The sequence below is a fragment of the Endozoicomonas sp. Mp262 genome (assembly GCF_025643335.1).
Classification (GTDB): Bacteria; Pseudomonadota; Gammaproteobacteria; order Pseudomonadales; family Endozoicomonadaceae; genus Endonucleibacter.
Map to the genome: position 1 here is coordinate 154,274 of NZ_CP092489.1, position 21,663 is coordinate 175,936.

Genomic DNA, 21,663 nt, shown 5'->3' on the forward strand with positions numbered 1-21,663 from the left:
GCCTAAATACCCCACCATTGCCTGAATGCAGTAATTGGCCTTCGGAATAAATAGTAAAATAAAGTAACGCTACTACCATAAATTTTGGCCGTACCTTTCAAGCCTATCCTGGGATAGTTATTTAAATTCTCGGTAAACAAGGCCTTTACCTTATAAGCCAGCACCCCATCAGGTGTCACCTCAGGTTTAAAGTTAGCATGAATCACTTGGGCATCCAAAGAGTTGATGGGATTAGTATCAAGAAATAGCTTAACCTTAGCCCCTGGCTTTATAACAATAGCGTCTTTTACCGGTAATAAAATAACTATCTCTAGCTGTTTTGGGTCAGCAATACTTAAAACTCTCTCACCAATAACTACGGGCCGGCCATGCCAATTCTGTGGATTATTAACAATGGCAATACCTGAACGGCCTGAATAAACAGCTGCTTTGTTAAGTTGTATCCTGGCAAAATCCCTCTTTATCTTTTGCAAAACCAATTGTGCCTCAAGCTCAGCCACAAGACTATTATGCTGGGCATTGATAAACCCAGATTGACGAGCTTTATGCAGTTCTGCTTTCGCAACTAATAACGCCTGTTGTGCTGTATTTAAATTATTTTCAAGCTCAACTGAATCAAAATTAAGAAGTAACTTACCAGGCTCAACTTTTTCACCGGGCTTAACCAAAATGGACTGTACAACACCTTTCAAGGGAGCAGTGATAATTGTAGGATTTGCAGGTGCTATCTCAGAGGGTGCCAGCACAGTCAAGTGAACCGGTATAAGCGTTATACTAAGTAGAACAGCACAGCCAGCCAACTGATGATATTTATTTTTTATTTTCCTGATCAGCTTCTTTATAATCCTCTGTCCCGAAGAGAATGCACCAATAGCATGACCATATGTTTCTCCTAGATGAGATATAATCTTAATATCATGATCAGTCCACTGTGTCTCTCGGGTTAGAATCAGTACCCCCTGAAATCCACTGACTGCCGATATTAGCGGAACCCAAAGCCAAAAGTGAGGAATAATGTTTTTCTCAAAACCAGGAAGATTCCTTGCATCAATCGAATGAACTTCAGAAGACACCTCCTCACTTATTTTCTTTTTAGCTATGCGCTCAAGCCAGTGCACTAATGGGGTGGTCCGGTCAGAGGATGTTATATTAGAGCATAATGACACATTTAAATTATTTTTCCCATTTCCCAGTATTAATACAGCTTGAATATAGGAAACTATACTTCGGGTTTCATTAGCAATAATATACTGCAATTCAGTCAGGGTTTCTGCACAGCGGACATGGTGCTCAATGGTTAATAATCTGGATAAATTATCAGCTGAAGGCATAGGTTAAAACCTGGCTGTTCCACTCATCCCGGGCAACAGAAAATGATGTTTTTCGGCAAACCGGGCCCGTACTGAAACAGTTTGGCTAACAGGATCAACAACAGCTCCTGCTGTAATAATAACCACTGGAATTGACTTTCCAGTTTCATCAATTGTTATTTGAAAATAGCGGTCTTCTTTTAGTTCAGAAAGTTTTTGTGAGGGAAAAATAAGCTCAACTTCAAGATCATTCGTACCCACAATTTCAAACAACTCCTGTTGTTGACTTACACTCTCATGCTCATTTCTAAATAACTTTACAATTCTCCCGTCATAAGGAGCTTTAATATGACAGCGCTTCACATTTAACTGCGAAATTTTAAGTTCTAGCTCAGTCTTTTTCATTTTTGCTTCAGAAATAGCAATTTCAAGTTTCCCTATTGAACTCAAAGACTGTAATTTTCGATCATTATCTAATTTTATTTTTGCCAGATCATACTCAGCTTTTACCTTTTCTTTCTGTGCTTGAAAAAGCGTACAATCAAAAGCAACCAGGGTTTCCCCTTTTTTAAATCCCTCCCCAGCTCTAAAGGGAAGTTGTATTATTCTAGCAGAGATTTCACTGGAAATGATTGCTCTACTCATAGCAACAACCACGCCCCTGGACTCCCGGTCATAATCTTCTGTACTTAGATAACCTTCCCCTGTCAGATTTTCTTTTGCATAACCTTGATATGAACTAAAAATCAACCAAATAAAAAGGAACCCAGGAAAAATTCTTCCCGGTACTTTTTTCCTACTATACTTCACTAGCAGCGATTTCTTCTCCATCATCTGCTTTTTCACCACTCTGTTCCAAGGTTTTTTTGAAGCTGATAGTAAATTCTTGTTTGCTAAGTGCTCCATAACTATCCCTTGCAACCATTAATAAATTAACTGACTGAATATTTACAGGGGGATTTCCAGAGATTGTCATATCTTCTGCATTAAAGCTCAACCACTGGGGCAAAGACCTTGATCCTAAAAAGCTTGAAATTTCTAATCTGTATTCAAGTGGATCACCATCGGGATCTTTAAACACGTCTTTATCAATAAATGCTTTAAAATACCCTGTATCATCCAAGGCAAACTCCTGATCAGGAATGGAATGAACTATTTCAGGTACATCATTCGTATCAATCATCGGCAATGAGAACTGATCAGTAGCTGAAATACTATTATTCGTTGCCGTAACACGAATTTGCAGCGACTCTACTGAGGTAGCGGGAGGGTTACCGGAAAAAGTCCTGCTTGCAGGATCAAACATTAGCCAGTCCGGTAAGGCGTTGCCATTGGCCAGTTCTGCTGAATAACGAATAGACCCGTTCAGATAAAATGTATCTTCTGCCAATGTAAATTCTTGAGGACCGGCTCCTTGAAATGAGAAATCCTGTTCATCAATAGGCTTGATAACCAGGCCAACGCCCCCTTTCTGCCAAGTTTCAAGCGTCTGCTGGATTCCACCAGCCAAAGTAGAAAGGCTATTATCATAGGTTTCTTTAGGCATAGGGTCCAGGCCCAATGAAGAAAACACCGTTCCATAACTATTCTGAAGTTCTGCATAGGCTGTATCCCTTCTTACTTCTGCTACCAGACTTCCTAATTCCTCCCGAATAACGCCCATACTTCCAACTTTCTCAACCTGTCTGGATATACGAGTCTGCTCCCTTATCCGGTTGGAAACATCCAAGTATTTTTCAGCCGTCAGGTATTCCTTTTTGGCCTGGTTAAAGCGGATATTGGCGATATGAACCTGGGTCAGAATAGCCATTGAAGTAGCAAGCCGTTGTTCATTTGCCAAATCCTGCTGGATCTTAGCCGCTTTTTTCGATTTTGGCCCCTTAAATGCCTTGAATAAATTCCAGTTTACAACAGCCCCATAGTCAGTCCATTCACTGTTCAGAAGATACTGATTACTGTCATAATGAAGTCCGGCAGTCAATGACAGACCTGGAAGCATTTCCAGCAAAGCTGCTTTGACTTCATCCCTGGAAATTCGGTTTTGATAGCGACTTTCCATCACTTCAGGACGCTTAACAAGAGCTGTCTTCTCCATGGTAGAAAGATCCATTTTCAGTACAGGCATCTTCATTTTGGGTATTTCCAGGGTAAACTTTTGACCCGGCCTCAACCCCATAAGACTAGCCAACTCAGACCGAGCGCTTATTAGCTCTTTTTGCAACGGTAATAAATACCTTAGAGCATCCAACAGTTCTCTTTGATAACTTAAGGCTTCAATAGGAGACTTAAGCCGCATTTTTTCTATGTGTTGTGAATCCGACAATGCCTCATTGGTCTGATTAATGAGCTGCTCTATGCGTGAAGATAAACGATCGGCAGATATAGCGCGCCAATAAGCATAACGAGCCTGTTGTATAATGTTATGGATAGCTTTTCGCTCGCGCTCTTTGGCTATCAAATAGCGATCAGCCTGCTGCTCTGCACGTACATATGAAAGACCGAAATCCAGTACATTCCAGGTAAAAGCGATATCTGATGTTTCTTTTCGCTTTCCTTGGGAAACAGAATAGGAAGGATCATTATCAAGTGGCCGTGGCTGGCCATTTTCAAAGGTAGTACTCGCTGATGCGGCATATTGGTTTCGTTCAGAATAACCAGCACTGACAGCCAGCTCCGGCAACATATTAAAACGGGCAAGATCCAGCTGATTGCTAGCAAGAGCGGCTTCCATTACCTTCAGTCGTTGCTCACGGTTGTACTTTACCGCCCTGGCAATAACCATACTTAAATTTAGTGGAGAGTTAATAGCTTCGTGGTTTTCACTGAGAACCTTAAGATCATTATTTGCTTCCAATAATACACTTGAATGATCAATCACTGTTGGATTTATAGCGCAGGCTGACAATAAAGATGTGCTAATGACCAAAGATAATCTGTACTTTTTGCTGATAAAGTAATTATCCATTTTTAATACCAATTCCAAACTTTTTCTTTTTATCGGAATCTTATGGATAACCTTTAATAAAAATCCCTCTGCTTAAATTCTCTATCTGACAACTCTCATCTGTTGTCTTAAACCGTTATTTAAAAGTAGGCTATCCTTGAAGTAGTCACTACTATCCAAACAGTTTCTTGGCCTTCATAGAGCTTTCAGAATCAACTCTCTATGCTTAACTCATTCATCAAATATACACCGTATTTTTCACTATTTTCTAACTCACTGGCTATCTGATTCGAGAAAGGTATAAAGTGATTGGAGCTTGCCTCAGTATCAATACTATTCAAACTAGTATCGGGGTTATCGCCATCCAAATCCAGCTTGACATCCAACTCCCGAACATTCCCCAGACTGTCTTTACCGATAACTTTCAGATCAAGCGCATTGACGCCTTCTGGCACCTTTCCTGTTATAGTCCCGTTTGATGAATCAATCTCAAGCCACTCAGGTAGTGGTGAACCATCAGCCATAACAGCTTCATAACTAACAACCGAATTATCACTAATGGTGTCTTTAACCTGCATCGTAAATTGCCGCTCAATCAGCTTTAGACTCGCCACGGCAAATTCCGGCTCTCCCCCATCGGTTGCTTTGTTATCTATCAGCACCTGGCCATCCTGACCCATTTTTATGCTGGCTATATTCCTTGTTGCCAGTGTAGAGTCCGCTGTACTCTGGCTAGAAAATGAAACCTGCCCATTACTGCCAACATTAACTTCTGTGGATTGAGCCTCAATGGCAGCATCCTCTACTGTAGTTTCAGCATTATTGCCCTTATCAGCGCTTTTAGCAGGAGTTTCCGGGGCATCCTTTCCTGACTGTTCAGATGACAGTTCATTTTTAACCACAGTCTCTGCGTTTTCAGACTCTTTTGAAAGGTCAGCTTCTATTGGCACATCAGAGTCACCGGATAAAAGAGAGTTCTGGTTAGTGCCACTTCCCTCAGCACCAGAGTTGTTAACCCCAGATTGATCAAGAGGTTGTGATCCATTGATATTGTCTGCGGTCACTTCCGGGCTATTAGCCTGATTTTCATTGGTTAAAGAAGTAGAGGCTGAAACGTCCTGATTAGCATCCCTGCCAACAGTATCAGATATTATCTGTTCATTATTACCGGCACCCAAATCAGAGCTTGCCAGATCAGTAGCCGGACTCACAGGAACGGAAGGATCACTATTAGTGAGAGGGTTCATAAACAGCGAGCCTATAGTGGTTTCACTGTAAACACTTCCCTCGGCATTACCTGACAATAACTGAGCAGAACTCATTGTACTGTCACTTTTTATACTCCCCTCTGAACCTTCACTGCCACGTAATTCAGCTTTTCCATCATTGCCGCCAATAAGGCCAAAATCATTGATTTCCGGTGCTTTAGGTTCAGTATTAACTACATCATTGCTAGCGGCTCCACCAGGAGCATCTGAAATAACAGGATCACTGACCACCACAGGTGTTACACTGATATCGAAGCTTGTCTCAGCAGATAATTCGCCATCGTCTGCTGTAATCGTTACTTCATGCAACCCTCCTGACTTTGGATTACCCGATACCATGCCTGTTGCAGCATCAAAAACCAGGCCCTCAGGAAGTCCGTCAGCACGATAGGTTAATGGCTCGCTTTCAATATCCACAAATGTATCAGCACCGATCACGAAGTTGACGCTCTCTCCCTGAAGAAAGGATTGGCTAGCTATCTCTTGCTGTTGCTGAGGCACATCATTGACAGGACTGATATCTAAATTAATAGTGCCCAGGATATTATCGTTTCCCCCACCTGAACCTGTATTGCCTCCGTCATTAACAGTAACGGTCAATATGGCAGCATTATCACCATGGGCATGGAGTTCACTGAGATACTCCACAGCACTCTGGTTGTCAATAAATGCATTGATATCACTGACTGAGCCTGTGAGAGTCAGGGTATCCGAGCCTGAACCAGCCACAGTGATACTATTGTCACCGGAGGCTTGGAGAACCCCCGCGCTGGTTGAAAGGGTTAATGTTATATCACTGTCTGCCGAGTCCACATCAGAGAGGTCAATAGCTGATAAATCAACAATAGACACAATATCTTCGGTCACTGTGATATCTTCAGGAAAACCCGTTGCTATAGGGTTATCATTAACAGGGTTAATCGAATGAGATAATACAACCGTAGCAACAGAATAAGCCGAACTGTCTCCATGATTTGATGTGTCAATCGTTCCAGCACTATTCACGGTGATACTGGAATCAATCAGGCGAACTTCCAGCGTGGGTGCTGAACCATTAAAGTTAGCAGTTGGCAAAAAGCGCAGCTTATCCGAAGCTTTAAGAGAAAATGCCACTGTTTCTCCGGTTACGGCTGACAGATTACTCCATTGTGCACCATCATCTGTAGAATACTGCCACTCACCTTTAGTTAAGTCAGGGGTATAACTGGTAATAGCTACACCTGCCAGTGTATTTGATGATGAACCACCACTGACCACATCCAACGCATCTGAAAAGTTACTTGAAAAGAGATTATCTATCGTTTCACCTGAGGGGGTAGACGTATCTTCATCTATTGCCAGCAAGGTGGCCGAACCTGATGCAACAGGCGCATCATTGACAGCAGTGATATCGAGATTGATCGTTCCCAAAACGATATCACCCCCTCCCCCTGAACCAACATTACCTTCATCGTTCACCGTCACTGTCAGTACTGCCGCATTATCACCGTTTGCATGCAGGCTGCTAAGGTATTCCACAGCATTCTGGTTGTCGATAAACGTATTGATATCACTGATTGAGCCTGTGAGAGTCAGGGTATCCGAGCCTGAACCAGCCACAGTGACATTACTATCACCGGAGGCTTGGAGAACCCCAGCGCTGGTTGAAAGAGTGAGAGTAATATCACCGTCTGCCGAGTCCACATCAGTGAGGTTAATAGCCGATAAATCTACGGGAGAAACCTCATCTTCGATCACACTGATATCCGAAGGCAGGCCGGTAGCCCCTGGATCATCGTTAACTTGAACAATATTAACTGTTGCTGAAGACGTTACAGTGTTGGCACCGGCAAGAGCGCTATTTTGTGCAGTGACAGTGAGTGTTTTACTGGCAGGAGGCGCATCAGAGTCATTGCTATACATCAACCGTTGGGCGATTGACGTAACATGACTGTCGTTAATGGTTGCCGGCGGATTTTGCTGTGTAACCACAACATCATCAATATAAAGCTGAGCCCCTGCCGCCCTTCCACCTGAGTAGTCATAAGTACCTGATACAAAAACAAAACGATAATCCCCAGCCTGCTGCACTGTAATACCTTCTGTAGCCCAGGTTGTTGATTCCCCAGTACTATTCCCCGTCCGGTTAAGTATTGTTTCGGTATGGCCTGTATTGACATCAAGAATATAGCCAAAAACATCAAAGGCATCCCCACCTCCCTGAGCCTGCCACTCAAAAGAGACCGTATCACCACTGGTAAGGGCGACAGTACTATTGGAGTAGATATAAGGCCCCCGAACAATGTCATAACCACTTAGCGTTGTCATGCCGCTGCTTGTCATTCGGACAGAAAACCCTTCTCCATCATTCTGTACCGAATCAAGGACTGTAGTAAGAGTACCTAGCCTGGTTGGCGTATTTTGGTCTGTGTAGCCTCCACCAGGTTTATTAGTAGGCCATAGGCCATCTACAGGGGTCGCCCAGCCGGCTATGGTATCCGTACCAAACTTCACCTGCTGATTGATTGCAGTCCAGCCACTAATTGTCGTATCACCTGCACTTCCTGTGGAAAAGTTATTATTATCAAAACTATTGGAAAAATTAACTCTGAGTTTTTCGCCATTTTGCCCATTATAGGTTGAGTCAATACCGCCTACGACAACCGCAGCGCTACCATCACCAATGTATACCTTGCTTCCAACAATAGACAGCTGGCCATTAGCAATGGATGCCTGGTTATCAGTACTAAGGGTCAAGCTATCCGATGAGTCCAGTGCAGAAAGATCAAACTCAATATAGCCTCCACCATAATTATTACCGCCCGAAAAACTAACATCAGCGTCAATAATATAAGAGGGTGCCTGCTCAGTATAAGTGGAGTCACTTAATTCCGAGATAACGGGTGTATCAAGAGACCCCGTATAATTCTCAGCCGTGATCGAAGCCGCTTCAATGATTCCTGTAGCGTATTCTAGCTGCCAATCCCCACCAAAGCTCTCCGAGCCTGTGGTGTCATCAGATGCAGCAACATCTGCCTTGGTAACAACGGCTATTTCCTCCACAAAAGCCTTTCCCGAATCACCTTCAGAAATATTGCAGCCATAAAGCAGCAAATCACCTGAGGATGAGAGGGATTGGCCAATCTGGTCAAGCTGTATGGAGTAGTCTGATAGGTTATCTCTTCCAAGGGTTGTGGAACCCAATGTCATAACACCTTGAGATCCATGCCCAATTATATGAATGGCACCAATACCGCTTCTACCCTGGAGTATTTCGGCAATTTGGTTAAAGCCATCTTCCGAAGCATTAATAACATGAGTTTCCGCATCACCGGCAGCATCAACAAGGGTGTTGTAATCAGGTAGTGCAGAATCTATAAAGACCAACTCTTTTGCAGATGCTTTCTTTGATTCAGTGGCCAGCTGATCATTATTTTCTTTAGTGGGCTGGAAATCCGCGTCAGTTGCAGCCTGTGCTGCGTCAGATATAGCAGCACCATCAAATAGTATTCGGGATTCCAAGGCTCTGATAAGGGGGTTATATGATTGAGATTCCATTTACAAGCACATCCCTGTTGATCATAATGAATTGTTTTGCCACTATTAAATGGCACTTATTATTTTAAGTATTAGTAGAGACCGTTATAAAAATCCATAAAATCTCACAGAGTACAAATCAAGAATTCAGAGTTTTATTAATGACTGGTTTGCTAATCAGGCCATTTCTGAACTCACTTTCCCGCATTAAGTGTTTGATCAAATAGAGAGGCCAAACCATGCCCCGTCCTCAATTTCCGGTTATATTGACTGATAAAAAGCGACTAAGTCATAACACCCTGGAGCTGGCCTTTGAGTTCGAGGGCGGGGCGCCATTTGATTATATTGCCGGTCAGTTTGTTCAGTTACTGTTTCAATATCAGGGAAAAGAGCATAAACGCAGCTATAGCGTGGCCTGCTCCCCTGAATCCTTTCAAGATTCGAGGTGCCTGACCATTGCCATTGGCTTTGTGGAAAACGGGGCTGCCTCCTGCTTCTTCCGCGATGCAGAGCCAGGGATCAGACTCATGCTGACCGGTCCTTTTGGGGTATTGGTATTACCGGAAGAACTGCCTGGACAACTCATCCTTGCAGGAACAGGTACCGGGATTGCACCTTATCGAGCGATGATTCCAAAGCTAACCCAATTAGCCGGGCAAGGGCAGTCTATCAGCATTTTGGTGGGAGCCCGTACCCATAACGAGCTGATTTATCATGAAGACTTCAGGCTGTTAGCGGAGAAATGCTCTACTATCAATTACCGCATTTGCCTGAGCAGAGTAGCACCTTCCAGCTTGCAAGACAGTGAGTTTACTGGCTATGTCCAACAACAGTTCAGCTCCCTGTCCCTACAAACTGACAAAGATATTGTTTTTCTCTGCGGTAACCCGGGAATGATTGATGCTGCTGCCGCTCAGCTTAAAGAAAAGGGGTTTAGCACAAAACAGGTACGACGGGAAAAGTATGTTTATTCGGGACATTGACTGTTCTGCGATTCCACGAGCTGCTTAAGAACCCGGGATAAGGGAACTGCTTCCAGAATTACAACTTTATGTTCACTTATATGCTCCTCAAGATCATCGAGGCCAAGGAAGCTTTGTCTACACTGGGAACATTCTTTATTTATATGCACAGTCTGAAAGTGGTTTAACACTTCCTGACAGCTGGCATAAAAATGCTCGGAGTCTCCACATGAGGGATTACAGATAAAACACGTTGCTGTTGTATGCCCAGTCATATGATTTTCCACACCATGATATTCCATAGCAATATCACACCCTGGAATGACACAGCGGACATTTTCATGACAATGCACTTTCCCTTCACAAACTAATAACTCCCCACAGCTAGAACATTTTTTTATCCGTTTATGTTTCTTTTGGAGGTGTTCCTGATATTGACTGCATTGAATATTTTTTTTACATTCACTGCATTTAACTGTCAGGTAAACAGCAATATCATTTCTAAATGTCTTTGGAGAAGAGTTGATAAAGAACTCCTTATTATCTTTGTTAATTATCAACAATAACCTGCAAACCGTTTCCATATGATTCATAGAATGAGTTAAAACATCACTATTTCTTATTTCTTCATTACATTTATTACAAAAAAATACTGAGCGAGGGCCTTTCCTGCAGTATGGGCAATTTGACTTATTCTTTATAGTGACAACACAGGTGCTGCATAATACTTGCTGGCAACACGCTGTTCTATGAGATAAGTAGTTATTTTCTCCGCATACGACACACATCAGAGAGTCATCAATACTATTCCAATTATTTTTGCCACCTTCTGAATCCTCCCTGACTGATTCTTCACTGGATTGCTCCTCCAGAGCAACTGCCTCAAGTCTATTATTTTCACTTGTACTAGTAACGGACTCATCATTAACAAATCCTTGATTAACATAAGCAGGCTCAGGAGGGCAATCATCTTGAGATACTTCGTGATTAGCCTGCTCACACAATCCTGATTCATCGAATAACCTGGCAAGAAAAAAGGATTCCGAGTTAGGCTCATCAGAAACCTCAATATCAACCGGACCAGAAGCTTCAGCATCAGCAGAGAGATCCTGCTCAGCAATAACAACAGCAACAGGACAACCCTGGTTAGAAACGGCTATGGCCTCCCCCTCCACGGCACTTGTTTTTTTGCAGGTATTACAGCAAAAGCAGAAACAGAGAATACACGCTTGAGCCTGACCGCCAAGAAAAGCACCAAGAACAGCACAGCACTGAACCAACACACTCAATACTCCGCAACAAAATCTTTATCTAGCGTAGTTTAACTTTTAAAAACCCTCCTACTATCGAGATAACAGACAACAAAAAGCCCCGCCAACCCTAAAAGAAATCCAGCAGCAACATCCCCCACCCAGTGGACATTTAACACCAACCGTGAAAGCCCTGTGAGAAAAACAAGCATAAGGCTGGTTGATAGCACCAAAACTTTTGGCACATGAGCCAGTGACTTACTGAGTTGAATACCCAGCCAAAGCAAAACAAAAGTAGCCTGGGCGGTATGGGCAGAAGGAAATGAAAACGGGTCAAGATGGTTTGCCACCGATGGCCTTGGACTACCTACGCCCCATTTCAGTGACCATAAAACACATTCCATTATTAAAAATGACAGCAGCCAAAGTATCACCATCTTATGCCGTGACTGATTCAGGTTCCATATGACCCAGACTAATACCGGCAACCATAAAACCTTCAAACTGCCCAGCCAGGTTAGCCATACCATGCTCTCCTGTAAATAAGGCATACGAATGCTGTCAATCCATACGCCCACACAGCTATTCAATGGCTGTAACAGGCCTGTGCACTCCATAACCAGTAATACTAATAAAACACCCAGTGAAAGGACTCCCAGCCAACCATATAATTTCCCTGCTGAGATAAACCGGCTTTTTAACCACATCACTAACGTAGGTATAACAATGGCAGCCACCACCAGTGCCATGATCAGGCTGAAAAACTCCACCGGTACTGCACCATGCATCTGGACAGCTGTACCGGCCAGATAACCTGGCATTAAATAAACAGGCGCCCAGGGAATAGCCGATAAAATATTAACGATATAAAACCGTTTCGGAGGCATATCCAGCATCCCGGCAACAACCGGGACAACGGGCCGAACCGGGCCAATAAATCGTCCCAGGGCAATACTGAGATCACCATGGTTATGAAAAAAAATCTCCCCCTTGGTCAACCATTCGGGATGTTTATTAAATGGCCACCAATATCGAACCCGTTGATGGTAGTGATACCCCAACTGAAAACTGATGCCATCACCAACAGCAGCACCAACCACTCCCCATATCAACATGGATAGCGGATCAAGAGCCCCAGCTCCCGCCATGGCCCCTAAAGCAAACATAATGGGTACACCAGGCACCAAAAGTCCCACAATCACCAGAGACTCAACCAATGCCATAAAGGCAATGGCAGGACCCAACCAATCACTATTCAGCTGAAGCCAGGACTGAATTACCTCAAAACTGGGAAGATACATGCTCTGTTCAACATTCCTTAAATAGCAGTTTTTATCTCGCTTCGATTACCCTAGTCATCTTAGAGCGGATTGAGAAGGGAGTTGTCTTACAACACCCTGCCCCCTAAAATACTGTAGAAGCATCTGACGGAAATGCCTATGACCCCGGAACGCTACCAAAAATTCCGAGCTATCCTTGACCGCCGTCAGCCTGATCTTACTGTACTGACTGACCAGGTTCATAAAAATCATAATCTCTCCGCCATTATCCGAACCTGTGATGCTGTCGGCATCCATCAAATCCATATCACTCAACCTAAAAAGGGTTATCGCCATTTTCGAAGGCGTTCCATGGGCAGTCACCAATGGGTTGACCTCCAATTCCATAACAGCATTAAAGATAGCGCAGCTTATTTAAAAAGCCGTGGTTTCAAAATTTATGCGGCACATTTTTCAGATAAGGCAATCCCTTTCAATGAGGTTGACTACGCCGTTCCCTGCGCCCTTTTATTGGGCGCAGAAAAAAATGGGGTAAGCCCGGAAGGTGCCAGGCTGGCTGATAAGCACATTATTATTCCCATGCAAGGCATGGTTTCCTCTTACAATGTCTCGGTGGCAGCAGCCATTATTCTGGTAGAGGCACAAAGGCAGCGCCTGGAAAAAGGAATGTACGATCATGTTAGGCTAACTGAGGCGCTTTATAATAAAACCCTGTTTCAATGGGGATACCCTGAACTGACCCGATATTGTGATGAACGGCGATTAGCATACCCGGATATTAATGATTCCGGCCAATTAATTGACCCATCCGGCTGGTATGCAAAAGTCAGGGCATATCAACAGCCAGCTATTGAATGATAATATTATTTGTTGATTTTAGGAGCTGATTACTTAACAGAACCTAATGACCCCGAACTTAAAGCTAAAGGACTGGCCTGTGCTTAAATACCGACAAGTATCCTTCCTGTTATTCCTGTTTTTTTCCATCCTGGCTTTGCCCAAAATAGCATTGGCCGATCACCATGCGGTAATTCTTCAATATCACCATATCAGTGATAAAACACCGAAAAGCACCAGCGTTGCTCCGGAAACCTTTGCTGAACACCTGGATTATCTGGAAAAAAATCATTTTAATGTCCTGCCCCTTACTCAAGTCACCGAAGCATTACAAAAAAAAGCCCCCTTGCCGGATAAAGCAGTGGTCATCACCTTTGATGATGCTTACCTGAATATCTATGAAAATGCTTTTCCCTTGTTGAAGAAAAAAGGCTGGCCCTTCACTTTGTTCGTCAGCACAGAGCCTGTTGACCGAAACTTCGGCGAATTTTTAAACTGGTCACAAATCCAGGAAATGACCAAATATGGAGCCTCCATTGCCAATCACACCACAGCCCATGACCACCTGGTGGAGATCAGGAAAAATGAAAGCACCACGAGCTGGCTTGATCGGGTGGAAAAGGACATAACTGCCACTGAGCAGCGGATACAGGAAAAAACCGGCCAGAGTCTCAAACATTTTGCCTGGCCCTATGGTGAAGCCACGCCAGAACTCCGGGCCTTGATCAGTAAGCTCGGGTATATTGGGCTGGGACAGCAGTCCGGGGCAGCAGGCTACTATTCTGACTTTACCCGGCTCCCGCGCTATCCCATGGCTAGCTCCTATGCTGACATGAATAAATTCAAGCTAAAAGTGAACAGTCTACCCCTTCCAGTCATTGCCCAGATGCCAGACAGCTCATTAATAACCCGGCAAAACCTGAAGCCGAGGCTGGAACTGAGCCTGGAAAAGGGGCCTTACCAGAAAGATCAACTTCGCTGCTATGCCACTGACCAGGGTGAATTGGAGGTCAAATGGCTTGATAAAAACAAGACCCGTTTCGAAACCACCGCAAAAAGCCCTCTTCCAGAGGGCAGAAGCCGCTACAATTGCACCGCCCCTTCCAACAGTGGTAAACAGTATTATTGGTATTCTCATACCTGGCTAAGACTGACGGAAAGTGGCAAGGCCAAACACTGACGATAATAAAATAGCTCTTCGGGCTAACCGAAGAGCAGCATATTTAAGAGTCCAATAATAATGAAGTATCTTCCTCTATTGCTAACGCTTTCCTTTCTGATGGGCTGTTCTGATGACCCCCTATCAACCAATGCTCTCTCTCCAGAAATGACAACAGCCAGAAACAAAGCCCTGACCCTTTGCTCTGGCTGCCATGGCCCATCGGGAATAGGTACGTCAGACCTGATTCCAAACCTGGCTGGCCAGAAAAAAGCATATATGGTTAAACAGCTGATGGATTTTCAAAGGGGTGCTCGAGGCAACCATCCCCCCATGAGGCATATTGCCGGGATTTTGACAGAAAAAGAAATTGAGTTAATCAGTGAATATTACTCAACACGTTAAACCAGCAACAACAGTTAGAGGTTGTCTATAGTTAGAGTAATGTCAGCTAACAACCTGCTTATCTCTCTGGAGAATGGAATAATTTACACTTAGCAAGGAGCAGTCCCATGTCAGACCCTAGAATCAACCGTCAAAATAGTTCACCTATATCAAGTGACATGAACAGAACACCACTTGAAAGACGTGAATCAAGGTTTAAAGGATTCAGGGTATGGGTTACTACTTCCAGAGTGTACCATTCCCTCACCAATAATGTTGTTACCCGCCCTGTAATAGGTTTTTTCAAAGATATTGGTGACCGTTGTGTCACCACCTACAGAGCCCTCAAAGCACTACCCAAGTCCGTTTCAGAATTTGCCAAAAACAACCCCTGGAAATTTACAGTGGCAACAGTACTAGGATTCCCCATGCCTTTCCTGATCGGCTATTTGATAAAAAAATCCGTTGATACAGGCAAACAACGTACTATGGGACCCGTAGGCCCTGATGAACCTCTTGACCCAGTAAGCAAGTGGGAACCGCGACCAGAAGTAAAAGCAATGATAAAAGGTCCCTTTGACGGGAGTCATCCCCCTGCCGATGCGGTCAAAACCCCTCGTCCTTATATTCCAGTTTTGCATCACCCTGAAGAGGGCTACAAGGATAAAAAATAATAATCCTGCCGATAATAAAAACTTAATAGAAAAACTGGAATTAACAATGAACGAAGATACCGTCAAAAAACTGGCACTAATTATATCCGCCAACTGTATAAAAGAATCAGTGATCGAACAGTGCCATACCAATAATAAAATCTCCGATAAAGAACTGAATGCTTTTAACCAGCAAATGTCTGATAAAATCTATACTTTTTTAACCTACCTCCTTAATAAACCAGCCAACGAATATACCGTTATGATGGAAGCAATGGCAAAAAATTATCCCACCGCCTGGCCATTGCCCAATCTTGATACAAGCTTTCTTAATCAAACAAAGCAAACAAAAGCCGCAGACAACATCTGATTCCCATAGTTATCACTATTAGCATCTATAATTTTTATCTTTTATACAGGTGCTAACCCAATGAAACGCCACTCAAGACTCATGCTATGGATAGCCATCATGCTAATTATCCCCATCACTCAAGCCATGGAAGACAGTCTGTATAGTGAACTGGATCAACTATTGACCCTGCTGGAAGTACCCCATCAGCAAAACCTTGAATCCATGATCTCAGCCACACAAAAATGGCGACGCAAGCCAAATCAGGAACGCTGGGAAATGTCAGATATTCATCTTTCCAATGCCACAGAAAAAAAAGTGATCAGTCACCTGGCCCGTATGGGTATCCTTGATGAACTCAGACCCAGGCAAAAACACTATGACTATGCTTTAGTGTTAGGTGCCACAGTTCCAAGGATGCAGCGACGACTGGAGCAGGTGATATTATTATCAAATCGGGGCTTTCAGTTTAATCAGATTATATTTCTGGTGGGAGAACGTCCACTGACACCGGAGGTTGATCAGGTAGAAGAGCTGATGAAAAAGGCCGTCGGGTCATCCACCCAGGAATCAGCCCGACCATTAACAGAAACTGAAGCAGCCCGAATGCTTTGGTTGACCATTTCACTGCCTCTAGCGATCAAAAACAGTATCTCCGCAGTGTTTGTTAACACTCCAAGGAAATGGGTAATAACACACTGGGAAAGACCCAATACCCGGGACACCCTCAAGCAATGGATACAGTCAGCTCCGCAGCCAGGCACTGCCCTGGTGATATCCGATCAGCCCCATGCTCTTTACCAGCTTGAGGTAGTCAAGCAAGAGTTACCTGAAGGGTTTCATGTAGAAGTTGCAGCAAAAAGCGCCAACCCCGAGGCTAACCTGGCACTGTATCTGGACGCTCTGGCTCTCTGGCTCAATAACATGCAAAAAGCCCAGTAAGACACTTTACAGTCCAAAGAGTCCTCTTCAAGAGCAATCCGCCCCCCAGCTGGGCATTAATGTTTGCTCAATACCCAATTGCCCCAGAATCCGCGCCACAACAAAATCAACCAGGTCATTCACAGATTCGGGCTTATTGTAAAAACCGGGTGATGCGGGAAGAATAACCGCCCCCATCCGGGTCAGCCGGAGCATATTTTCCAGATGGATCTCGGATAATGGCGATTCCCTTGGGACAATAATCAACTTGCGACGCTCTTTCAAAGCCACATCGGCAGCACGCTCGATCAAATTATTGCTGGCACCATAGGCAATCGATGAAAGCGTACCCGCACTGCATGGGCAAATAACCATCTTGCCGGGTGCGCCGCTGCCAGATGCCACCGGAGCCATCCAGTCTTCCTGGCTAAACACCTTAATCTGGTCTTTATTAGCGCCTGTAAGCTGTTCCAGCTGATGCTGTATGGATTCCTCACTGCCATACAAACGGATGGACGCTTCAGTCTCTAAAACCACCTGGGCAGCCCTGGATACCATAAAATAAACCCTGGCTCCCGAAGTAACCAGACATTCCAGTAACCGGATACCGTATTGGGCACCGGATGCCCCGGTCATAGCCAGGGTAATGACTTCAGACAAGGATTATTACTCCTCTAGCGCTTTAACAATTCTGCCATGAATGCCCTCAAATCCACCATTGCTCATAATCAGCAGGTGTTCTCCGGACTTTGCGGTATCCTTCAGATAACGGACAATACCTTCAGTGGAGGACATTATACGAGCAGGCACAGGACTGTGTTCAACCACTTCCTCCAAAGGCCATTTAAGCCCTTCCGGACGAAACCAGATAACTTCAGATGCTGTTTCAGTGGCCTTGGCCAAAGCTTGTCTATGAACGCCCATCTTCATGGTATTTGAACGGGGTTCTATTACCACCCGCACCGGCTGATCCCCCACACGGGCCCTCAATCCTTCCAGGGTTGTGGCAATAGCCGTAGGGTGATGGGCAAAATCATCATATACTTTGACTCCGGATACCTCTGCCAAAAGTTCCATTCGCCTTTTCACGCCCTGAAAATCACAAAGGGCCGCACAGGCTGTTTCAGGAAGCACTCCCACATGCCTTGCAGCAGCGATAGCAGCCAGGGCGTTGGCCACATTATGATGCCCCGTCTGGGACCAGTTCACCGAACCACAGGGTTTTCCTTTGTACAGCACCTGAAACCGGGAGCAATCAGCATTCACAGAATTCGCTGACCAGTTTTCCCCAAGTGTTTCCAGCTCGGACCAACAGCCCATAGCCAAAACCTCATCAACCGCTTTCTCACCCGCTGGTGCAATAATTCGCCCGGTGCCGGGAACGGTTCGAATCAAATGGTGGAACTGCTTTTGAATGGCAGCCAGATTTTCAAAGATATCAGCATGGTCAAATTCCAGGTTATTAACCACCAGGGTACGAGGCCGATAGTGGACAAATTTGGATCGCTTATCAAAAAACGCCGTATCATACTCATCAGCTTCCACAACAAAGAATGGCGTATTTCCCATCCTGGCAGAAATGCCAAAGTTAGAGGGAATACCACCAATCAGAAAGCCCGGTGACATACCCGCAGCTTCCAGTATCCAGGCCAGCATACTGCTGGTAGTGGTTTTGCCATGGGTGCCAGAAACGGCCAGTACCCATTTATCAGTCAGGATATGGCGGGCAAAAAACTCCGGACCGGATGTATAGGGCAAGCCTTTATCCAGGATATACTCAACGGCAGGATTACCACGGCTTAATGCATTGCCGATAACCACCAGGTCAGGCTCTGGCTTTAAATGTTCCGGGTCATACCCCTGCATCAGCTCAATACCGGATTCTTCAAGCTGAGTGCTCATGGGAGGGTAAACGTGCTGGTCAGAGCCAGACACCTTAATACCGAGTTCTCTGGCAAGTATGGCCAGACTCCCCATAAAGGTTCCACATATTCCCAGAATGTGTACGTGCATCAACCGCCTCCAGCCTAGAAATACTCTGCCCGGCAATAAAAAAGTACAGCCACGGGCACAGTATTGGAAATCAATAGTATATCAACCACAGTAATTAACTTTGACAGAAATACCGTTTCAAATCATGCTGATGTTCACAATAAGAAGCAGAAACCAGGAGTATTTGGAATATGGCCAAACAACATGCACTTTACGCGCAATCGGGTGGCGTTACGGCAGTTATTAATGCCAGTGCCTGTGCCGTCATTGAAACAGCCAGGCGATACAGTGACCGGATTGATACCGTCTATGCTGCTCACAACGGCATTCTCGGTGCGCTTCGGGGAGAGCTCATTGATACCAGCCAGGAGTCCGATGAAACTATTGGCGCACTGCTTCGAACCCCCGGAGGCGCTTTCGGTTCCTGTCGTTATAAATTAAAGCCATTTGAGGAAAGCCAAGATGAATACCGGAGACTGATTGAGGTTTTTCAGGCCTACAATATCGGCTATTTCTTTTACAATGGCGGTAATGACTCCATGGACACCGCCCTCAAGGTTTCACAACTCAGTAAAAAGCTGGGTTATCCCATTACCTGTATTGGCATCCCCAAAACCATCGATAATGACCTGGCAGTCACTGACAATTGCCCCGGTTTCGGCTCCGCCGCCAAATACCTTGCTGTTTCCACAAAGGAAGCCAGCCATGACATCGCCTCCATGTGTGATACCTCAACCAAAGTCTTTGTTATGGAGGTGATGGGCAGGCATGCAGGTTGGCTGGCAGCAGCGGCAGGCCTTGCGGCCAGGCAGGCAGGAGACCCGCCTCATATTATCGTTTTTCCTGAAGCGCCCCTGAATAGAACCCATTTTTTAAGCAAGGTCCGGCAAACAGTGGAAGCCAAGGGCTATTGTGTAATAGTGGCTTCTGAGGGAGCAAAATACGACGATAACAGCTTTGTTTCTGCCTCCACCACAGTGATTGACTCCTTTGGTCATCACCAGCTTGGTGGCGTAGCTCCTGCCCTTTGCACGCTGATCAAAAAAGAACTGGGCTATAAATACCACTACGCAGTGGCCGACTACCTCCAGCGCTCAGCCCGACATATCGCTTCAAGGGTTGATGTTGAACAGGCCTATGCGGTAGGAAAAACGGCAGTGGAATTAGCTGTCACCGGTCATAATGCCGTTATGGCTTCTATTGTCAGGGAATCCAGCACTCCTTATCGCTGGTCAACCAGCCATGTTGCCCTTAGTGAGGTGGCCAACTTCGAACGAAAACTGCCCGGGAATTACATTTCAGCTGATGGGTTCGCTATAACCAGGGCATGCAGGGAATATCTGGAACCCCTTATAGAAGGAGAGGAATATCCCCCCTATTTAAATGGCCTGCCACGGTTTGCGAAATTAAAAAAGGTATTTGCAGAAAAAAAAATCAAAGCACCTTTTGCAGTGGCTTAAACAGGAATTAAAAGAAACCCTGACCCGGATATTTTACAAATCTAAACATACCTGATCGAGTCATCACATGAAATTAAATAATTAATCCAGTGACTCGACCGGGTAACCAAAAACTGTAGTTTAAGCCGTTATACGTTTTAAGTCTTTTTTAGCCCCGATACAATTCCAATTGCCAGCAACACAAAACTACTCTGCTAGCATTACTTATTGCTGTATCTGTCAGGCAGGCGGAGAATAGTCATTAAAAGCATATTTTTTTCCCTGCCAAATCCTCTCATGAAATTACAAGATCGGCTGGAAGGCCTTATTTTTTCCCATTACCGCACCGTGAATGCTGTAAAAACAACGTTAGGTGTGGCTATTGGCCTTTACTGTATGATCATTCTTGCCATGCCTCACTCCGCATGGATGGTTGTAACCACTATTGTTGTTATGAGTGCCATGCCCCAGGTGGGTAGCGCTGTTAATCGGGCAAAGTTGCGTATTGCCGGCACCCTGGTTGCCGCTGCCATTGCCTATGCATCCTTATTTTTCTTTGGCCCAAACCCCGTTTATATTGGCCTGACTATCGTGATAGGCACTTTATTATTTTCCTACATGGCCACTGATCGCGAACTTGGCTATGCGGGGACTCTAGCAGCCCTAAGTCTTGCCATCATGCTTGGCTATGGCTCTGCGAGCATTGAAGATGTAAGCTGGCGCCTGGTCAATATTATTGCCGGCTCTGTAATCGCTTTAGTGGTCAGTGCTGTGGTTCTACCCATTCGAGCTAAACGCAAATTGACGCTTAACACTGCAACCAGCCTGGCTGCACTGGCAGAACTCTACAACCACTATCGGGCTTCAGACCAGGTTTCTGACTATATGCGGGATATGCTCTATAAAGTCTACCAGCAAATTCCTGTGCAAAGACGATTACTGGCGGAGTCAATTCATGAAAGCCAGCATATCCGCATGCATGAAAGTAGCTATGAACGATTAATATCCCTGCAACGATCCCTGGCTGCTATTTTGGAGCTACTGTTTGAAACATCCTGGCGTAATGGTTCTCTTAATACAGAAGAGGAAGAGAGTTTATTACAGCGCTTCCATGGCCATTTTAATGGAGCACTGATGGAGTTGAGCGATGCCATACGGAAAGAAACGCGAATAGATACGAATAAAACCCTGGGCCAGCTGCATAAGCTTGCCCATGAGTTAAAGCATTTTGCTGGCCTCAGGGATATACATGCCAGCTCATACCTCTGGCTGCACTTACAAATGAGTCGAGAGCTGGAAGAGGTAGCCCACTATATCAACTCTGTTTCCCGCACTCCTTCATAGCGTTAAACATTAAGCTCTTAGAACCTGTCAAAACACATTCCCGATACCCTCTCTA

At 44.8% G+C, this 21,663-nt stretch carries 17 protein-coding genes; 9 read left to right on the plus strand and 8 right to left on the minus strand.

Annotated elements, in window-relative coordinates; genetic code table 11:
- Positions 1-2: 2 nt before the first annotated feature.
- The 4 genes from MJ595_RS00615 to MJ595_RS00630 all read right to left on the minus strand — a co-directional run bounded on the left by MJ595_RS00615 (position 3) and on the right by MJ595_RS00630 (position 9,059).
- Complete coding sequence (locus MJ595_RS00615; protein WP_263080591.1) at positions 3-1,331, minus strand: efflux RND transporter periplasmic adaptor subunit; 1,329 nt, start codon at positions 1,329-1,331, stop codon at positions 3-5.
- A gap of 3 nt (positions 1,332-1,334) precedes the next feature.
- Positions 1,335-2,144 carry an efflux RND transporter periplasmic adaptor subunit gene (locus tag MJ595_RS00620; protein WP_263080593.1) on the minus strand — a complete coding sequence of 270 codons (810 nt, stop codon included), beginning with the start codon at positions 2,142-2,144 and terminating at the stop codon, positions 1,335-1,337.
- The gene (locus tag MJ595_RS00625; RefSeq protein ID WP_263080594.1) at positions 2,110-4,275 is read right to left on the minus strand and encodes a TolC family protein; all 2,166 of its coding nucleotides are present in this window, start codon (positions 4,273-4,275) and stop codon (positions 2,110-2,112) included. Before MJ595_RS00625 ends, MJ595_RS00620 begins: the two co-directional genes overlap by 35 nt.
- Before the next feature lie 191 nt (positions 4,276-4,466).
- Positions 4,467-9,059 carry a DUF4347 domain-containing protein gene (locus tag MJ595_RS00630; RefSeq protein WP_263080595.1) on the minus strand — a complete coding sequence of 1,531 codons (4,593 nt, stop codon included), beginning with the start codon at positions 9,057-9,059 and terminating at the stop codon, positions 4,467-4,469.
- A gap of 218 nt (positions 9,060-9,277) precedes the next feature.
- On the opposite strand from MJ595_RS00630, the gene MJ595_RS00635 reads away from it, so the two are divergent.
- The gene (locus tag MJ595_RS00635) at positions 9,278-10,021 is read left to right on the plus strand and encodes an FAD-binding oxidoreductase (RefSeq protein WP_263080596.1); all 744 of its coding nucleotides are present in this window, start codon (positions 9,278-9,280) and stop codon (positions 10,019-10,021) included.
- Here the strand turns inward: MJ595_RS00635 and MJ595_RS00640 are convergent.
- Both MJ595_RS00640 and MJ595_RS00645 read right to left on the minus strand, forming a co-directional pair.
- Positions 10,006-11,289, minus strand: coding sequence for a hypothetical protein (locus MJ595_RS00640; RefSeq protein WP_263080597.1), 1,284 nt, complete (start codon positions 11,287-11,289; stop codon positions 10,006-10,008). The genes MJ595_RS00635 and MJ595_RS00640 overlap by 16 nt on opposite strands.
- 32 nt (positions 11,290-11,321) lie before the next feature.
- Complete coding sequence (locus tag MJ595_RS00645; RefSeq protein WP_263080598.1) at positions 11,322-12,551, minus strand: bifunctional DedA family/phosphatase PAP2 family protein; 1,230 nt, start codon at positions 12,549-12,551, stop codon at positions 11,322-11,324.
- Between the two features lie 138 nt (positions 12,552-12,689).
- Here MJ595_RS00645 and trmH point away from each other — a divergent pair, with 138 nt between their 5' ends.
- The 6 genes from trmH (at position 12,690) to MJ595_RS00675 (ending at position 16,854) form a co-directional block, all read left to right on the plus strand.
- Positions 12,690-13,388, plus strand: a complete 699-nt coding sequence (trmH, locus tag MJ595_RS00650; RefSeq protein ID WP_263080599.1) for a tRNA (guanosine(18)-2'-O)-methyltransferase TrmH — start codon at positions 12,690-12,692, stop codon at positions 13,386-13,388.
- Positions 13,389-13,467: 79 nt separating this feature from the next.
- Entirely contained in the window at positions 13,468-14,547 is a 1,080-nt protein-coding gene (locus tag MJ595_RS00655; protein WP_263080600.1) for a polysaccharide deacetylase family protein, read from the plus strand.
- Between the two features lie 60 nt (positions 14,548-14,607).
- On the plus strand, positions 14,608-14,931 hold the full coding sequence (locus tag MJ595_RS00660) for a cytochrome c (protein WP_263080602.1): 324 nt from the start codon (positions 14,608-14,610) through the stop codon (positions 14,929-14,931).
- Positions 14,932-15,038: 107 nt separating this feature from the next.
- On the plus strand, positions 15,039-15,584 hold the full coding sequence (locus MJ595_RS00665) for a hypothetical protein (RefSeq protein ID WP_263080603.1): 546 nt from the start codon (positions 15,039-15,041) through the stop codon (positions 15,582-15,584).
- Between the two features lie 46 nt (positions 15,585-15,630).
- The gene (locus MJ595_RS00670) at positions 15,631-15,933 is read left to right on the plus strand and encodes a hypothetical protein (protein WP_263080604.1); all 303 of its coding nucleotides are present in this window, start codon (positions 15,631-15,633) and stop codon (positions 15,931-15,933) included.
- A gap of 60 nt (positions 15,934-15,993) precedes the next feature.
- Positions 15,994-16,854, plus strand: a complete 861-nt coding sequence (locus MJ595_RS00675; protein ID WP_263080605.1) for a hypothetical protein — start codon at positions 15,994-15,996, stop codon at positions 16,852-16,854.
- 27 nt (positions 16,855-16,881) lie between these two features.
- Here MJ595_RS00675 and MJ595_RS00680 read toward each other — a convergent pair whose 3' ends face one another.
- Together MJ595_RS00680 and mpl are read right to left on the minus strand one after the other, a co-directional pair.
- Entirely contained in the window at positions 16,882-17,469 is a 588-nt protein-coding gene (locus MJ595_RS00680) for a UbiX family flavin prenyltransferase (protein WP_263322432.1), read from the minus strand.
- Between the two features lie 30 nt (positions 17,470-17,499).
- A complete protein-coding gene (gene mpl / locus MJ595_RS00685) occupies positions 17,500-18,846 on the minus strand; it encodes a UDP-N-acetylmuramate:L-alanyl-gamma-D-glutamyl-meso-diaminopimelate ligase (protein ID WP_263080606.1) in 1,347 nt (448 codons plus the stop codon).
- A gap of 170 nt (positions 18,847-19,016) precedes the next feature.
- On the opposite strand from mpl, the gene MJ595_RS00690 reads away from it, so the two are divergent.
- Together MJ595_RS00690 and MJ595_RS00695 are read left to right on the plus strand one after the other, a co-directional pair.
- Positions 19,017-20,285 carry a 6-phosphofructokinase gene (locus MJ595_RS00690; RefSeq protein WP_263080607.1) on the plus strand — a complete coding sequence of 423 codons (1,269 nt, stop codon included), beginning with the start codon at positions 19,017-19,019 and terminating at the stop codon, positions 20,283-20,285.
- A 276-nt stretch (positions 20,286-20,561) separates the two neighbouring features.
- The gene (locus tag MJ595_RS00695; RefSeq protein WP_263080608.1) at positions 20,562-21,608 is read left to right on the plus strand and encodes an FUSC family protein; all 1,047 of its coding nucleotides are present in this window, start codon (positions 20,562-20,564) and stop codon (positions 21,606-21,608) included.
- Positions 21,609-21,663 lie beyond the last annotated feature (55 nt).

Coding starts and splice junctions, on each gene's coding strand:
- MJ595_RS00620 (WP_263080593.1), bottom strand. CDS start 2,144: ATGATGGAGAAGAAATCGCTGCTAGTGAAGTATAGTAGGAAAAAAGTA.
- MJ595_RS00635 (WP_263080596.1), top strand. CDS start 9,278: ATGCCCCGTCCTCAATTTCCGGTTATATTGACTGATAAAAAGCGACTA.
- trmH (WP_263080599.1), top strand. CDS start 12,690: ATGACCCCGGAACGCTACCAAAAATTCCGAGCTATCCTTGACCGCCGT.
- MJ595_RS00625 (WP_263080594.1), bottom strand. CDS start 4,275: ATGGATAATTACTTTATCAGCAAAAAGTACAGATTATCTTTGGTCATT.
- MJ595_RS00630 (WP_263080595.1), bottom strand. CDS start 9,059: ATGGAATCTCAATCATATAACCCCCTTATCAGAGCCTTGGAATCCCGA.
- MJ595_RS00665 (WP_263080603.1), top strand. CDS start 15,039: ATGTCAGACCCTAGAATCAACCGTCAAAATAGTTCACCTATATCAAGT.
- mpl (WP_263080606.1), bottom strand. CDS start 18,846: ATGCACGTACACATTCTGGGAATATGTGGAACCTTTATGGGGAGTCTG.
- MJ595_RS00645 (WP_263080598.1), bottom strand. CDS start 12,551: ATGTATCTTCCCAGTTTTGAGGTAATTCAGTCCTGGCTTCAGCTGAAT.
- MJ595_RS00675 (WP_263080605.1), top strand. CDS start 15,994: ATGAAACGCCACTCAAGACTCATGCTATGGATAGCCATCATGCTAATT.
- MJ595_RS00690 (WP_263080607.1), top strand. CDS start 19,017: ATGGCCAAACAACATGCACTTTACGCGCAATCGGGTGGCGTTACGGCA.
- MJ595_RS00615 (WP_263080591.1), bottom strand. CDS start 1,331: ATGCCTTCAGCTGATAATTTATCCAGATTATTAACCATTGAGCACCAT.
- MJ595_RS00670 (WP_263080604.1), top strand. CDS start 15,631: ATGAACGAAGATACCGTCAAAAAACTGGCACTAATTATATCCGCCAAC.
- MJ595_RS00695 (WP_263080608.1), top strand. CDS start 20,562: ATGAAATTACAAGATCGGCTGGAAGGCCTTATTTTTTCCCATTACCGC.
- MJ595_RS00680 (WP_263322432.1), bottom strand. CDS start 17,469: ATGACCGGGGCATCCGGTGCCCAATACGGTATCCGGTTACTGGAATGT.
- MJ595_RS00660 (WP_263080602.1), top strand. CDS start 14,608: ATGAAGTATCTTCCTCTATTGCTAACGCTTTCCTTTCTGATGGGCTGT.